Raw genomic sequence first — 14708 nt, 5'->3', positions numbered from 1 at the left:
TCTTCGGACACGTCGGTTCGAGACCGGAAGAGGTGACCTTCCATGACGGGGGCGGGGACGAGGACGGGAACGGGGACCGGGCCGGAGGACGTCGTCGCACGCTTCTTCGCGGCGTGGGACGGGCTGGACGCCGCCCGGCTCGCGTCCTTCTTCGCGGAGGACGGGACCTACCACAGCATGCCCCTGCCGCCCGTGGTCGGACGGGACCGCATCCACGCCTACTTCACCGACTTCCTCGCCCGCTTCACCGCCGCCGACTTCACCGTCCACCACCAGGCATCGTCCGAAACCGGGGGCGGGGAGTGGTGTTCAACGAGCGGACGGACGTGATGCGGCTCCGCTCGGGGGCGGAGGTGCGGGTGCGGGTCGCCGGAGTCTTCGAGATCCGGGACGGGCTGATCGCGGCGTGGCGTGACTACTTCGACCTGGGGGCGGTGCGGGGGAGGACTGATTCCGGCCCGTCGAGGGTGCCCCCTCCGGGGCCGTCGGAGGACGAGCGGCGAGCCGCGATCAGGGGGTGCGGGGCGCGGTTCCGGGAATCGGCGAGGGCGGGGGTGCCCGCTCCGGGGGCGGGCCGGGGAAACGCCCCGTAGTCATGCGCACGACAGTGCGCTAAGCATGCCGCATGACCGCTCGCACCCGTACCCGCGTCCGTACCCACGCCCGCGCCCGTACCCACGCTCGCACCCGCCACAGAACCCCCGCGACCACCGTCCTCCTCGCCGTACTCGGCCTCCTCGCGGCCCTCGCCGGTCCCCAAGCGGGGGCCAGGGCCGCCGACGAGCCCGGCACCGAACCGCACACCGTCGGCGACGTCACCTCCTTCACCCGCCAAGGCCCCGACTACCTCTTAAAGGCGGGCCGGTCCGAGGCCCGCATCCGCTTCGTCACCCCCGACACCCTCCGCCTCCGACTGGCCCCCGACGGCGAGTTCACCGACCCCACGGGCAAGGACATCGTCCTGCCGCAGGGCGCGCCGCCGCCCACCCGCTGGCGCGACCGCGGCGACCGCTACGAGCTGAGCACCTCGGCCCTCACCCTGCGCGCCTACAAGGCACCGCTCCGCTTCGCGCTCCACCGCGCCGACGGCACCCGCCTCTGGTCCGAGACCAAGGGGCTGACCTGGGACGAGAACGGCACGACGCAGTCCCTCGCGCGCGGCGCCGACGAGCGGTTCTACGGCGCCGGCATGCAGAACGGCCGCGGCAACACCTCGCACCGCGGCAAGAAGGTCGAAGTCGGCGCCGACTACGACTGGAACGACGGCGGCCACCCCAACTCCGTCCCGTTCTACCTCTCCTCGGCCGGCTACGGCGTGTACCGCAACACGTACGCCCCCAACACCTACGACTTCGCCGACCCGGTGACGGCCACCGCCCGGGAACAGCGCTTCGACGCGTACTACTTCGCGGGCCGGACGCCCAAGAACATCATCGGCGGCTACACCCGGCTGACCGGCCGCCCCTTCCTGCCGCCGCTGTACGGCCTGGAGGTCGGCGACTCCGACTGCTACCTGCACAACAAGAACCGCGGCGAGCGCCGTACCCTCGACGCGCTCAAGGTCGCGGACGGCTACGTCGAACACGACCTCCCCCTCGGCTGGATGCTCGTCAACGACGGCTACGGCTGCGGCTACGAGAACCTGTCCGAGGTGAACAAGGGCCTCGCCGACCGCAAGATGACCATGGGCCTGTGGACCGAGAACGGTCTCACGAAACTCGCCGACCAGGTGAAGGCCGGACAGCGCGTCGCCAAACTGGACGTCGCCTGGGTCGGCGACGGCTACAAGTTCGCCCTCGACGGCTGCAAGGACGCGTACAAGGGCATCGAGGACAACAGCGACGCCCGCGGCTTCACCTGGGCCCCCGAGAGCTGGTCCGGCGCCCAGCGCTGCGGCGTGCAGTGGTCCGGCGACCAGAAGGGCTCCTGGGACTACATCCGCTGGCAGATCCCCACCTACGCCGGCGCGACGATGTCCGGCCTCGCCTACACCACCGGTGACATCGACGGCATCTTCGGCGGCAGCGCGAAGACGTACGTCCGCGACCTCCAGTGGAAGGCGTTCCTGCCGACCGTGATGACGATGGACGGCTGGGCGCCCAGCGACAAGCAGCCCTGGCGGTACGGCGAGCCGTTCACCTCGATCAACCGCAAGTACCTCAAGCTCAAGGAATCGCTCCTCCCGTACATGTACACGTACGCGGCGGAGGCGGCCCGCACGGGCGTCGGCCCGGTCCGCCCGCTGGCCCTGGAGTACCCGGACGACCCCAAGGCGGCGACGGACGCGGCGAAGTACGAGTTCCTGAGCGGTGAGCACTTCCTCGTCGCCCCGGTGTACGAGGACAGAGAGACGCGCGACGGCATCTACCTGCCGCGCGGCACCTGGACCGACTACTGGACGGGCCGCACGTACCAGGGCCCGACCACGATCGACGGCTACCGCGCCCCGCTGGACACCCTCCCCCTCTTCGTGAAGGCGGGAGCCGCCATCCCGATGTGGCCCGGCATCCGCTCCCACCGCGACCGCACCCCCGGCTCCCCGCTCGCCTGGGACCTCTACCCCAAGGGCACTTCCTCCTTCACCCTCTACGAGGACGACGGCACCACCCGCGCCCACCGCACCGGCGCCTCGGCCCGCCAGACGGTGACCGTCCACGCGCCGCACACCGGCCGGGGCGACATCACCGTCCACGTCGGCGCGTCCAAGGGCACCTTCCAGGGCAAGCAGTCCTCCCGCCCGTACACCTTCACCGCCCACTCGCGCACGGCCCCGCGAGCGGTCTGGCTGGACGGCCGCCCGCTCCCCCGCACCACCCCCGACTCCTCCACCCCCGGCTGGTGGTACGCCCCCACCGACCGCGGGGGCACCATCCACCTCACCTCCCCCAGCCGCTCCACGGACCACCCGTTCACCCTGAAACTGCGCGGCGCGAGCGCGGTCGGCTGACGGGATGGAACCACCCCCGGGCCCGTCACGTTTCCTCGGTGTGATGAGCCTCCTGACGGGTCCGGGTCTGGCCCTCCTGATCGTCGTCCCGCTCTTCCTGCTGGCCGCCGCCCGCAAGGGCGTTCACCTTCTCCGGGGCGGTGGCGCCGGCGCCCCGCGCGGCGTGGGCGCGACCGCCCCGGAGGAGCTGCACGGCCTCATGTACCCGGGCAAGCGCGCGCAGTTGGAGCAGCGACGCGTCGAACTGGTCCTGCGCGACGACGAACAGGACGGCGCCCCACGCCGGACGGGCATCGACCTCGACGCGGGGACGGCGCACCTGTCACCACGTGATCACCCGCACTAGATTGCGACCATGGAACCCACCACCGGCCTCCCCCGCGCCGAGTTCGCCTTCCCCGGCCCCCTCCGCGACCGCCTCGTCACCGCCGTCCTCGACGGCTCCAAGACCTCCACCACCGGCCTGGTCGCCGACTACGAACACGAAGGCGAAGCGCTGCCCCGGGTCGGGGAGCGAAGCGTCGTCGTCGATTCCGGCGACCGGCCGGTGGCGGTCATCGAGGTGACGGACGTCCGCGTCGTGCCGCTGTCCGACGTGGACTTCGCGCACGTCGTCGACGAGGGGGAGGGGGACGCCTCCGTCGCCGAATGGCGGGCGAACCACGAGTCGTTCTGGCACGGCCCCGAGATGCGGGAGGCGATGGACGACCCGGAGTTCACGGTGGACGACTCCACGCTCGCGGTCCTGCAGCGGTTCCGCCTGGTGGCGGATCTGCGGGAGGGGTAGGGGAGATGGGCGTACCGGCCGGTGTCCGGCCCGTCACGACGACGTTAGCCGCTGTTCGGTAGGGGCCGCTCTGAGGATGTGATCAATCCGTTGGCGCCGGCGGGCCCTGTCGGGCGTCGGCTTCGTCTTCTTGTAGATCGGCGCGGGCCGGGTGGCCGCATGCACAGGTGCAGCGAAGTCGTTCGGTGGTGTCCGCCCTCGGTGGCGCGCCGATGACGCGGACGACGATGGCACCCTCGCAGTCGGCGTGGTGGCCGAGGGCGCACTGCGGAGCGACGTGCGGTGTGATCCGGCCGGTCAGGGGCATGGCGTGACGGCCTTCCGGCCGAGCAGACGCATGCCGGTCCGGGCGGCGATACGGAGGTCATCGGCGGCCGTGAGGGTGCGCCACTCCTCGCCGCCTTGGCCGGGGATCACCCAGACGCGGTCTCCACGGTATTTTCCCGGCGGCGGGGCGAACAGCTCCGAGCCCTTGGGCCGGGGCATGATCCCGGGCACTCCGGTGAGGTGCGGCGCGGTGCCGAGGGGCAGCAGCCACCACATCGCGTGTTCCATGCCTCCCATCAGGTAGAGGCCGATGTGGCGGTCGGCGTCCCTCAGCCGGGTGATGGCGGCGGTCGCGAGGGTGAAGTCGACCTCGACGAGGTCCCATTGTCGGCCGACGGTCAACGGCGTGGTCCGGCCCGCTTCCCATTGGGCCAGCGCTTTCCGCGCCGAGGGGGCTGCCTGGCAGAGCCAGCGCGCCATGTTGTTCACCGGACGACCTGAAGTGGGGGACATGATTGACTCCCGGGGTTGTGAGCAGGGCTCGGGCTCCTGCGGTCACGGAGAGACACCTCGATGAGACGCCCTGCACTGGGATAGTCCACCGGTGGACTAGTCAGGTCAAGTGTCCGGGATGAAAAATGCCCCCACCAAGTGTGGGGGCACCGAGCCGAGTTGACGAACTCCTAGTCGTTCATCGGGTACTCGTCCGTACGCGTCCACCGCCCGCCCGGACTCACCCCGACCTCGTAGGTGATCGCCCGGCCGTCCGCGTCGTAGGCGACATGACGTGCCTCCGCGACGGCCGCCGGGCCTTCGAGCCGGAGCAACTCCAACTCCTCCGCGGTGGCGAGACGCGCCGTCCACCAGTCACGGCCGGTGTGCGGCCGTCGTCCGGTCTGCATCTCCACGTAGCGCGTGGTGCCCTCCCGCACCCGCTCCCGATGAAGGAGGCGTGGGGCCAGGGCCGCGACCTCCGCCGTGAACCAGGACCACGAGGTCGCGGTGGGAACCTCACCCTCGAAGGTGATGCGGTGCCGCCGCACCACCGGGTCGCCGGGCTCGATCGCCAGCGCGGTGGCCACGTCCTCCGGCGCCGGAAGCGTTTCCGCCCCGACGATCTCGGCGTACTCCCCGGCGGTGTAGATCTGCCCGGTGCGCACCGCCGTGCGGTAGCGCTCCCCGGCCGTCCTCGCCAGCGGCGCCCGGGCCCGAACGGTCGAACCCGTTCCCTGGCGGGTCTCGATCAGCCCCTCCTGGCGCAGCACGTCGAGTGCGCGGACCACGGTGGCCCGCGCCACCGACCAGCGCTCCGTCAACTCGCGTTCGGAGGGCAGGGGGTCGCCGGCCTTCAGCTCGCCGCGGACGATGCGCCCCCGCAGGTCGCCTGCGATCTGGTCGTACTTCGGTAGCGCCATGAATACCTCAACTCATCTGGTGGACCAGTCCAGTAGTCATGGTGGTGACGCCAGGTGGCTCGGTCAAGGGAGGTCGGATCCGGGAACGTGCTCGATCTGCGGTCCGATGCGGTGGCCAAGGGGCCGTGGTGGGCGCGTGTTACGAACTCCTGGGACGCCCTCTCCGGCCGTTACCACCGCGTCTCGGCGGGGCGGAACGCCAGGGTCCCCTGCCTTCCGTCGACCGGCTCGGTGAATGGCCTCGACCAGGCGCGGCACTACCCCTGCCCGGCCCCGGGCGGCTCCAGTGTGGCCGGCGGCGACCGGAACCACGGCGAACTCCGAGCGGCAACCCGCGCCGTAGGGTGGGGAGATGAACGCTCTCTCCACCCCTCACATCGAAGTCGACGGCCGCCCCGTCGCCCCCGACCCCTGTTCCCCGCCTTCCTCGGCGGTTACGGTCACATGACCGCGATGGAGATCCGGAATGGCCGGGTCCGAGGGCTGGACCTGCACCTCGCACGGCTCGACGCCGCCACCCGCGAACTGTTCGGCGAGGGCCTGGACGGCGGCCTCGTCTGCGAACGCGTCCGCGGCGCCCTGCGGACGGCCGGGGTGACGGACGCCGGCGTCCGCGTCTACGTCCACCTGCCGCCCGGCGACGGGACGGTCCGCCCGGTCACCACGGTGATCGCCCGGCCGCCGACGCCCGAACCGGAGGCGCCGCAGCGCCTCACCGCCGTGACGTACCAGCGGCCCGCCGCGCACCTCAAGCACACCGGCGTCTTCGGGCAGTCGTACCACCTGCGCCGGGCCCAGGCCGCCGGGTTCGACGAGGCCCTGCTGACCGGCCCGGACGGCATCGTGGCCGAGGGGGCCATCACCAACGTGGGCTTCGTCGAGGGCGACACCGTCGTCTGGCCGGACGCCCCCGCCCTCGACGGCATCACCATGCTCCTGCTCCGCCGCGAACTCGACCGGCTCGGCCTCCCCTGGGTCCGCCGTCCCGTCTGCCTCGCCGACATCCCCTCCTTCGACGGCGCCTTCGTCAGCAACTCCCTCGGCGTCGCGCCCGTCGGCCGGATCGACGAACTGAGCGTCCCCGTGGACGTACCCGTGGTGGGGCGGCTGCGGTCGCTGTACGCGAACGCGGAGTGGGATGTGATCTGATCCGTTCCGGTCCGGCCGGTCGGGTCGTCCTGCCTTCAGGCCGGTCTTCAGGCCGGTCTTCAAAGTCGCGGCCGTACTCGCCGCCGCGGAACGGGTCCGGTCCGCGGCGGCCTGGCGCGACCGGAGGGTGAGGGCTCAGCTCACCGGGTCGAGGCCCCGGTACGCCTTGTCGCGGATCTCGCGGAGCCAGGCGTCCTGGGTGATGACGTCCTTGCCCTTCGGAATGCGGATGCCGGGGTCGGCGCCGAAGTCCGTGTACTCCTCGGTCACGGCCGTGCTGCCCTTGGAGCCCTTGCCGTGCTCCGCGCCCTTGACCGGGATGTCGTCCTTGCCGATCCACAGGTCGATGTCGACCTTCTCCAGGCCGTCCTTCCGGTGGTTCTTGACGTAGAGCTCGCGCAGCCAGTCCCGCATCACGTCGCCCTTGTACGCGGCCAGGTCGCTCAGGACGACGGTGGCGGCGAAGTGCGTGGCCTTGTGGCCGTTCACCTTCTCGCTGCCCACCTTCCGCACGTCCTTCGACGTGCGCAGGACGCTCAGCAGTTTGGGCAGCGAGCCCTCGGCGGTCTTCTGGACGTCCTCGGGCTTCGGCGGCTCCTCGCCCTCTTCCAGGAGGCTGTCGCTCACCCAGCGGCCACCGGCGATCTTGGGGTCGCGGGTGTAGAGCATCTCGCCCTCGCTCATCGTGTGGTCGAAGCGCTCCGGGCCCTTCTTGCCGTCCTTGACGGCGGTCCGCCACGTCTTGCGCTCGGCCAGGTCGGGCTTGCGCGAGAACGTGTACTCGCCGCGCTCCGTGCCGTCGAGCTCGGTGACCTGCCGCTTCGTGCGGTAGGAGTTGGTCCCCGCGGTCTTCTCCGCCGCGGCCTTCAGGACGGCCTGCGGGTCGCGGTCGTCCTCGTCCCCGCCGCCGCACGCGGTGAGCGAGAGCGCGAGGGCGGTTCCGGTGGCCGCCATGACGTATTTCCTGGTCGCCTTCACGGCCGTGCTGTCCTTTTGTCGACTGATGATGTGATGTTTAGGGCTGATAAGGGAGCTTACGCACTGCTTGCGTCCCGGCGGCGACCGGGTCCCCGTGGACAGCCGAAGGGGCGCCCATGATGATGGGCGCCCCTTCGGCCTGGACCCTTGAACTACTCGCCCTGCGGCGACGGACCGTTCTCGTCCTCACCGCCGCCGCGCTCACCGCCGGTCCGGCCCTCCTCGCCCGGGCCCGGACCGGCAGCCGAACCCGAACCGGAAGCCGCACCCGACCCTGACCCCGAGCCCGAACCGGCCCCCGACCCCGAGCCGCCTTCGCCGCCCTCGGCCCCTCCGCCTGCTCCTTCGCCGTCCGCCGCGGCGGACGCGTCCGTCCGCTCGTCGTGTCGCGCAGGTACGAGGCGTCCCGGCCGCCCGGCTCGCCGAAGCCCGGCTCGGCCGCCAGGCCGCCCGGCTGCCCCGGCCCCGAGACCGCGCCGGGAGCACCCGGGCCACCGGGTCCGCCGGCCCCGCCCGGACCGCCGACCGGGCCCGGCCCGGCCTGCGGTCCCGACTGCCCGTCCCGCCGCCGCAGATAGCGCTCGAACTCGCGGGCGATGGCCTCGCCCGACGCCTCCGGCAGGTCCGCCGTGTCCCGCGCCTGCTCCAGCGACTGGACGTACTCGGCCACCTCGCTGTCCTCCGCCGCCAGCTGGTCCACGCCCAGCTGCCAGGCGCGCGCGTCCTCGGGCAGGTCGCCCTGCGGGATGCGCAGGTCGATCAGGTCCTCGAGGCGGTTGAGGAGGGCCAGCGTGGCCTTGGGGTTCGGCGGCTGCGACACGTAGTGCGGCACCGCCGCCCACAGGCTCACGGTGGGCACGCCCGCGTGCGTGCACGCCTCCTGGAGGATGCCGACGATGCCGGTCGGGCCCTCGTAGCGGGACTCCTCGAGGTCCATGGTGCGTGCCAGGTCAGGGTCGGAGGTGACCCCGCTGACCGGCACCGGCCGGGTGTGCGGGGTGTCGCCGAGCAGCGAGCCCAGGATCACCACCATCTCCACGCCCAGCTCGTGGGCGAAGCCCAGGATCTCGTTGCAGAACGAACGCCAGCGCATGCTCGGCTCGATGCCCCGGACGAGCACCAGGTCACGCGGCCCCTTCGGGCCCCCGGTGCCGCCCGGGCCTCCGATGCCCGCCGAGCTCCCGATGCCCGCCGTACCCCCGGTGTCCCCGGCCTCCCCCGTGCCCCCCGGAGCGCCCGCACCGCCGCCGGTGCGCACCACGGACAGCCGGGTCGTCGGCCAGGTGATCTTGCGGACCCCGCCGTCCAGCCAGACGGTGGGCCGGTTGACCTGGAAGTCGTAGTAGTCCTCCGCGTCCAGCGCGGCGAAGACCTCGCCCTTCCACTCCCGGTCCAGGTGCGCGACCGCACTGGAGGCCGCGTCCCCGGCGTCGTTCCAGCCCTCGAAGGCACAGATCATGACCGGGTCGATCAGCTCGGGAACTCCCTCAAGCTCGATCACCCAGCGCCTCCTTCCGACCGGCGCGGAGGGGTCCCTTCCTCGCCGGTTGCCGTTCAGTGCAGTTGTCAGTGCAGTTGTGAGTGCGGTCGTCCGCAGGTCTCGTGCGTGCGCCCCCAAGCCTACGACTTCCGGGACCGCTGTCCGCAGTCCGCGCAAGGGATGCTCATCACCCTCGCCTCACCGGGAGCCGTCGTCACCCCCGCCTACCCCATGCCTCGCGGTACGCACGCCAGTCGCCCTCCGTCGCGGCGAAATCCACGTACAGGGCGACGCCGAACCGCTCGCGGTGCCGGTCCTCGCGTGTCAGTCCGAGCCGGGTGCCGCGCAGCGCCGCGGCGGCGGTCTCCGCCGAACCGTGGTGGCCCATGTCGTCGGTGTGGAAGAACGGCAGGCCCATCAGCAGGTCGGTGCCGGTCGGGGTGACCTCCAGCGCCAGCCGGGTCTGCTGGGCGACGTAGCCGCCGTACAGGCTCTCCCAGGGCAGCGCCGTGTCGTACGACATGACGGCGATCTGGTCGGTGCGCCGGGCCACCTTCGCGAAGTACCCCTGCGACCACCACTTCCTCCCGCCGAAGGCGCGCGACGCCGCGTGCATCGACGGCAGCGGGTCGATCTGCTGCGCGGCCACCGACAGCACCCCGCCGCCCGAACGGACCGCCGGGCGCAGGGAGTCCAGCAGCGTCAGGAAGCCACCGTCGCCGTCGGGTACCGGCTCGACGTCGAGGTGGACGCCCTCGAAGCCGGCCGCCAGCACCTGCCGGGCGCTCGCGACCACCGCGTCCCGGGTCGCGGCGGACCCGAGCCGCAGCCCGCCCGTCCCGCCGTGCGCGACCACGTCGCCGAGCCACGCCTGCACCCGGACCCCGGGCAGCTCCCGGTGGACGGCGTCGATCAGCCGGCGCGCGCCGCGGTGGGCGGAGGCGGGCAGGGTGCCGTCGTGCTCCAGCGGGCCCGCGTGGACGTACAGGTCCCGGACGCCGGTGCCGCCGATGCGCCCCTTGAGCGCGGCCAGGTCCTTGTCCGTGCGGCGGCCGTCGACCCAGGCGTGCCCCAGCCAGACGGCGTCCCGCCCACGGGTGACGGCGTCCTCCGCGGGCGCGCCCGCGTACGAGGCGCGCAGCGCCCCGGCGGCGGCCACCACCGGCACCGCGACGACGAGCAACAGGGCGAGTGCGACGCGCTTGACGGTCCGCCGGCGCGGCAGGCGCCGGAGCCGGCCCAGCCGGGCCCGGATCCGCGACCAGGTCATGATGGCCCCCCTTCCTCCTCCAGGGACGGGGGAGGGGCGCCATCGGTTGCCTCCTACAACGGGAAGACGGGAAAGGGGAGGGACGTCATACGTCCCTCCCCTTCAGAGCCCCTTCAGAGTCCCTTCGGAAGCCCCTTCACCACCAGGGTGCGGCAGGGATCAGCCCTTCTGCTCCAGCATGTCCTTGACCCGGGTGCGGACGTTCTCGTCGTCCAGGCCGCGGATGGTCAGCGTGGTGCGGCGGCGCAGCACGTCGTCCACGGTCTCCGCCCACTCGTGGTCGCGGGCGTAGGCGACCTGGGCCCAGATCTCCGGGCCGTCGGGGTGGATGCGCTCGCCGAGCTCCGGGTTCTCGTTGACCATGCGCGCGATGTCGAAGGACAGCGAGCCGTAGTGCGTGGCCAGGTGACGGGCCGTCAGCGGGTCCATCCGGGTGCCGGGCTCGCGGTCCACCAGCAGGCGGTGGGCGACGGCGTTGGGGTTGGCGACACCGGGCAGCGGGGTGCGGCGGACCAGGCTGGAGACGGGCTCCATCTCCTCGGTCAGCGGGCTGCCGGGCACCTTGGCCAGCTTCGTCATGACCGTACGGCCGATGTGGCGGTACGTGGTCCACTTGCCGCCGGCGACGGACAGCATGCCGCCCTTGCCCTCGGTGACCACGGTCTCGCGCTTGGCCTGGGACACGTCGCCGGGGCCGCCGGGCAGCACCCGGAGACCGGCGAACGCGTAGGTCATCAGCGAGCGGTCGAGGTCCGCGTCGACGATGGAGAAGGCGGCCTCGTCCAGGATCTGCTGGATGTCCTCCTCCGTGGCGCGCACGTCGGCCGGGTCGCCCTCGTACTGGGTGTCGGTGGTGCCCAGGAGGAGCTGGTCCTCCCACGGGAGGGCGAAGGTGATGCGGTACTTGTCGATCGGGGTGGCCATGGCGGCCTTCCACGGCGACTTGCGCTTCATCACGATGTGCGCGCCCTTGGAGAGGCGGATGGAGGGGGCCGCGCCCTTGTCCTCCATCTTGCGCAGGTGGTCGACCCACGGGCCGGTGGCGTTGAGCACCACGCGGGCGTCGATGCCGAACTCGGTGCCGTCGACGCGGTCCTTGAGCTCCGCGCCGGAGACCTTGCCGTGCGTGAAGCGCAGCCCGGTGACCTCGGCGTGGTTGAGGACGACCGCGCCGGACTCGACGGCCGCGCGGACGGTCATGACCGCCACGCGCGAGTCGTTCATCTGGTGGTCGTAGTAGACCGCGACGGCCTTGAGGTTGTCCGTGCGCAGGCCGGGGTTGTCGGCCTTGGCGCGGGACGGGGAGATCACCTTGCCGACGCCGTCGCCGAAGGCGGACAGCGCCGAGTAGGCGAAGACACCGGCGCCGAGCTTGGCGGCGCCGACCGGCCCGCCCTTGTAGACGGGCAGGTAGAAGGTGAGCGGGTTGACCAGGTGCGGGGCCACGTCCTTGGCCAGCACCCGGCGCTCGTGGTGGTTCTCCGCGACCAGCTTGACCGCGCCGGTCTGCAGGTAGCGCAGACCGCCGTGGACGAGCTTGGAGGACGCGGAGGAGGTGGCGCCGGCGAAGTCGCCGGCGTCCACCATCGCGACCCGCAGTCCCGACTGCGCTGCGTGCCAGGCGACCGAGGTGCCCAGGATGCCGCCGCCGATGACCAGGAGGTCGTACGTCGCGTTGGACAGCCGCTCCCGGGTCTCGGCGCGGCCCGGGTTGGCACCGGCGGCCGGGTGCGTTCCCAGGGTGGGCACGCTCTGCGGGGTAGTCATGAGTTGCTCCTCAGTCAGCTCTCGTCGTCGATCCAGCCCATGGTCCGCTCGACGGCCTTGAGCCAGTTCTTGTACTCGCTGTCACGCTTGTCAGCGTCCATGCGGGGGGTCCACTCGGCGGCCCGGCGCCAGTTGGCGCGGAGGGCGTCGGTGTCGGGCCAGAAGCCGACGGCCAGGCCGGCGGCGTAGGCGGCGCCGAGGCAGGTCGTCTCGGCGACCATCGGGCGCACCACGGGCGCGTCCAGGAAGTCCGAGAGGGTCTGCATCAGCAAGTTGTTGGAGGTCATGCCGCCGTCGACCTTGAGCGCGGCCAGCTCGACGCCGGAGTCCTTGGTCATGGCGTCGGTGATCTCGCGGGTCTGCCAGGCGGTCGCCTCGAGGACGGCGCGGGCGATGTGCGCCTTGGTGACGTAGCGGGTCAGGCCCGCGATGACACCGCGCGCGTCGGAGCGCCAGTAGGGGGCGAACAGGCCGGAGAAGGCCGGGACGAAGTAGGCGCCGCCGTTGTCCTCGACGCTGGAGGCGAGGGTCTCGATCTCGGCGGCGGACTTGATGAGGCCCATCTGGTCGCGCATCCACTGCACCAGCGAACCGGTGACGGCGATGGAGCCTTCGAGGGCGTAGACGGGCTTCTGGTCGCCGATGCGGTAACCGACGGTGGTCAGCAGGCCGTTGTACGACTGGACGGGCTCGTCGCCGGTGTTCATCAGCATGAACGTTCCGGTGCCGTAGGTGGACTTGGCCTCGCCCTTGTCGTAGCAGGTCTGGCCGAAGAGGGCGGCCTGCTGGTCGCCGAGCGCGGAGGCGACGGGGACGCCGTCCAGGGCGCCGCCCTTGGCGTTGCCGTAGACCTCGGCGGAGGAGCGGATCTCCGGCAGCACGGCGGCCGGGATGCCCATGGAGGAGAGGATGCGCTCCTCCCACTCCAGCTTGCGGAGGTTCATCAGCATGGTGCGGGAGGCGTTGGTGACGTCCGTGACGTGCACACCGCCGTCCACGCCACCGGTGAGGTTCCAGATGACCCAGGAGTCCATGGTGCCGAAGAGGATGTCGCCGCGCTCGGCGCGCTCGCGCAGGCCCTCGACGTTGTCCAGCAGCCAGCGGACCTTCGGGCCGGAGAAGTACGAGGCCAGCGGGAGGCCGGTCTCGCGGCGGAAGCGGTCCTGGCCCACGTTGCGGCCGAGCTCGCGGCAGAGGCCGTCGGTGCGGGTGTCCTGCCAGACGATGGCGTTGTGGACGGGCTCACCGGTGTTCTTGTCCCACATCAGCGTGGTCTCACGCTGGTTGGTGATGCCGATCGCCTTGACGTCGGCGGCCGTGATGCCGGCCTTCTCGACGGCACCGGCGACGACCTGCCGGACGTTCTCCCAGATCTCCTTGGCGTCGTGCTCGACCCAGCCCGGCTTGGGGAAGATCTGCTCGTGCTCCTTCTGGTCGACGGAGACGATGCGGCCGTCGCGGTCGAAGACGATGCAGCGGGAGGACGTCGTGCCCTGGTCGATGGCCGCGATGAACGGTCCGTGACCGTGGGTGCCGTGGGTGCTGGTCATGTGGTCTCTTGCTCCTGAAGTCTGAGGGTCTCGGCTGTCGTGCGTCAGAACGCGAGCTTGTGGATGCCTGCCGCCAGGGCGGCGCCGGCCAGCGGGCCGACCACCGGGATCCAGGCGTAGGACCAGTCGGAGCCGCCCTTGTTGGGCAGCGGAAGCAGCGCATGCACGATACGCGGGCCGAGGTCACGCGCCGGGTTGATCGCGTAACCGGTCGGGCCGCCCAGCGAGAGGCCGATGCCGACGACCACGAACGCGGTCATCAGGACGCCGGTGCCGCTGACGGCCAGACCCTCCGTCAGGCCCTGGGTGAGGATGGCGAGGACGAGCACGGCGGTGCCGATGATCTCCGTCGCGAGGTTCTGCACGACGTTCCGGATCTCCGGACCGGTGGAGAAGATGCCGAGCACCGGACCGGCCTGCGGAGTGGCGGTCTGGTCGACCATCCCCTCCTTGGGGTTCAGCGTGGCCACCAGTTCGGGGTCGGTCAGGTGCGCCTGGAACTGCCCGTAGTAGGTGATCCAGACCAGCGTGGCGCCGATCATCGCGCCGAGCATCTGGGAGCCGATGTAGAGGGGAACGTCACTCCACTTGGTGGCGCCGTCTATCGCCAGGCCGATGGTGACGGCCGGGTTGAGGTGGGCACCGGAGGGCTTCGCGATGTACGCGCCCGTCAGCACGGCGAAGCCCCACCCGAAGGTGATGGCGAGCCAGCCCGCGTTCAGCGCCTTCGAGCGCTTCAGGGTGACGGCGGCGCAGACGCCACCGCCGAGCAGAATCAAGACGGCGGTACCGATGGTCTCGCCGATGAAGATGTCGGAGCTGGACACCCGCGACTCCTTTGTCCTTCGTCCAGGGGAAGGCGAACCCCGGGTACCTCCGGAGGTCCGCGCCCTCCGTGAGGGCGGTGATCGGCCCCGTGGCATTGCAGCCTCTGCAGCACTGCACGCACTGCACACCATAGCGAATATTGTCGTCAGGTGTTCGACAATGCCGACCGATGCACGGCAGTTTTCTGCACCGTAAGGGGCCCGTCAAGGGTTCTGTGACCGGAAACTCCAGGCCAACTGGCCTGAAATGTACGTTTGGATACCGGTCGGT

The 14708-nt window shown here is 71.5% G+C and carries 12 protein-coding genes and 2 pseudogenes; 6 read left to right on the top strand and 8 right to left on the bottom strand.

The window, feature by feature from the left end:
- Window positions 1-42 precede the first annotated feature (42 nt).
- The 5 genes and pseudogenes from ACQEVS_RS06220 (at window position 43) to ACQEVS_RS06200 (ending at window position 3734) form a co-directional block, all read left to right on the top strand.
- Window positions 43-330 (top strand): nuclear transport factor 2 family protein, encoded by a 288-nt coding sequence (locus ACQEVS_RS06220; protein ID WP_433016297.1) that lies wholly within the window; start codon window positions 43-45, stop codon window positions 328-330.
- Window positions 330-593: a limonene-1,2-epoxide hydrolase family protein gene (locus ACQEVS_RS06215; protein WP_433027307.1), complete on the top strand. Its 264-nt coding sequence runs from the start codon at window positions 330-332 to the stop codon at window positions 591-593. The genes ACQEVS_RS06220 and ACQEVS_RS06215 overlap by 1 nt, the downstream gene beginning before the upstream one ends.
- A gap of 32 nt (window positions 594-625) precedes the next feature.
- A pseudogene (locus ACQEVS_RS06210) lies at window positions 626-2944 on the top strand (TIM-barrel domain-containing protein); the annotation flags it as partial.
- A 46-nt stretch (window positions 2945-2990) separates the two neighbouring features.
- A complete protein-coding gene (locus ACQEVS_RS06205; protein WP_433016294.1) occupies window positions 2991-3293 on the top strand; it encodes a DUF6191 domain-containing protein in 303 nt (100 codons plus the stop codon).
- Between the two features lie 9 nt (window positions 3294-3302).
- The gene (locus tag ACQEVS_RS06200) at window positions 3303-3734 is read left to right on the top strand and encodes an ASCH domain-containing protein (RefSeq protein ID WP_433016291.1); all 432 of its coding nucleotides are present in this window, start codon (window positions 3303-3305) and stop codon (window positions 3732-3734) included.
- Between the two features lie 297 nt (window positions 3735-4031).
- Here the strand turns inward: ACQEVS_RS06200 and ACQEVS_RS06195 are convergent, their stop codons facing one another.
- On the bottom strand, window positions 4032-4514 hold the full coding sequence (locus tag ACQEVS_RS06195; protein WP_433016289.1) for a hypothetical protein: 483 nt from the start codon (window positions 4512-4514) through the stop codon (window positions 4032-4034).
- Window positions 4515-4684: 170 nt separating this feature from the next.
- Window positions 4685-5416 carry a GntR family transcriptional regulator gene (locus ACQEVS_RS06190; protein WP_433016286.1) on the bottom strand — a complete coding sequence of 244 codons (732 nt, stop codon included), beginning with the start codon at window positions 5414-5416 and terminating at the stop codon, window positions 4685-4687.
- 453 nt (window positions 5417-5869) lie between these two features.
- Between ACQEVS_RS06190 and ACQEVS_RS06185 the strand changes: the two genes are divergently transcribed.
- On the top strand, window positions 5870-6565 hold the full coding sequence (locus ACQEVS_RS06185) for an aminotransferase class IV (protein ID WP_433016283.1): 696 nt from the start codon (window positions 5870-5872) through the stop codon (window positions 6563-6565).
- A 135-nt stretch (window positions 6566-6700) separates the two neighbouring features.
- On the opposite strand, the gene ACQEVS_RS06180 is transcribed toward ACQEVS_RS06185, so the two are convergent.
- The 6 genes and pseudogenes from ACQEVS_RS06180 to ACQEVS_RS06155 form a co-directional block, all read right to left on the bottom strand.
- Window positions 6701-7543 (bottom strand): hypothetical protein, encoded by an 843-nt coding sequence (locus ACQEVS_RS06180; RefSeq protein WP_433016280.1) that lies wholly within the window; start codon window positions 7541-7543, stop codon window positions 6701-6703.
- 471 nt (window positions 7544-8014) lie between these two features.
- Window positions 8015-9044: pseudogene (locus ACQEVS_RS06175) on the bottom strand (PAC2 family protein); the annotation flags it as partial.
- A gap of 193 nt (window positions 9045-9237) precedes the next feature.
- Window positions 9238-10293: a hypothetical protein gene (locus ACQEVS_RS06170; protein ID WP_433016277.1), complete on the bottom strand. Its 1056-nt coding sequence runs from the start codon at window positions 10291-10293 to the stop codon at window positions 9238-9240.
- A gap of 159 nt (window positions 10294-10452) precedes the next feature.
- A complete protein-coding gene (locus ACQEVS_RS06165; RefSeq protein WP_433016274.1) occupies window positions 10453-12060 on the bottom strand; it encodes an FAD-dependent oxidoreductase in 1608 nt (535 codons plus the stop codon).
- Between the two features lie 14 nt (window positions 12061-12074).
- Window positions 12075-13610, bottom strand: a complete 1536-nt coding sequence (gene glpK / locus ACQEVS_RS06160) for a glycerol kinase GlpK (protein WP_433016271.1) — start codon at window positions 13608-13610, stop codon at window positions 12075-12077.
- A gap of 44 nt (window positions 13611-13654) precedes the next feature.
- Window positions 13655-14437: an MIP/aquaporin family protein gene (locus ACQEVS_RS06155; protein ID WP_433016268.1), complete on the bottom strand. Its 783-nt coding sequence runs from the start codon at window positions 14435-14437 to the stop codon at window positions 13655-13657.
- Between the last annotated feature and the right edge of the window lie 271 nt (window positions 14438-14708).

Source organism: Streptomyces sp. CA-181903, from assembly GCF_050937075.1.
In the GTDB taxonomy this organism is placed as follows: Bacteria; Actinomycetota; Actinomycetes; order Streptomycetales; family Streptomycetaceae; genus Streptomyces.
Note: the sequence above shows the minus strand (reverse complement) of the source record. Positions and strands in the feature narration are given on the sequence as shown.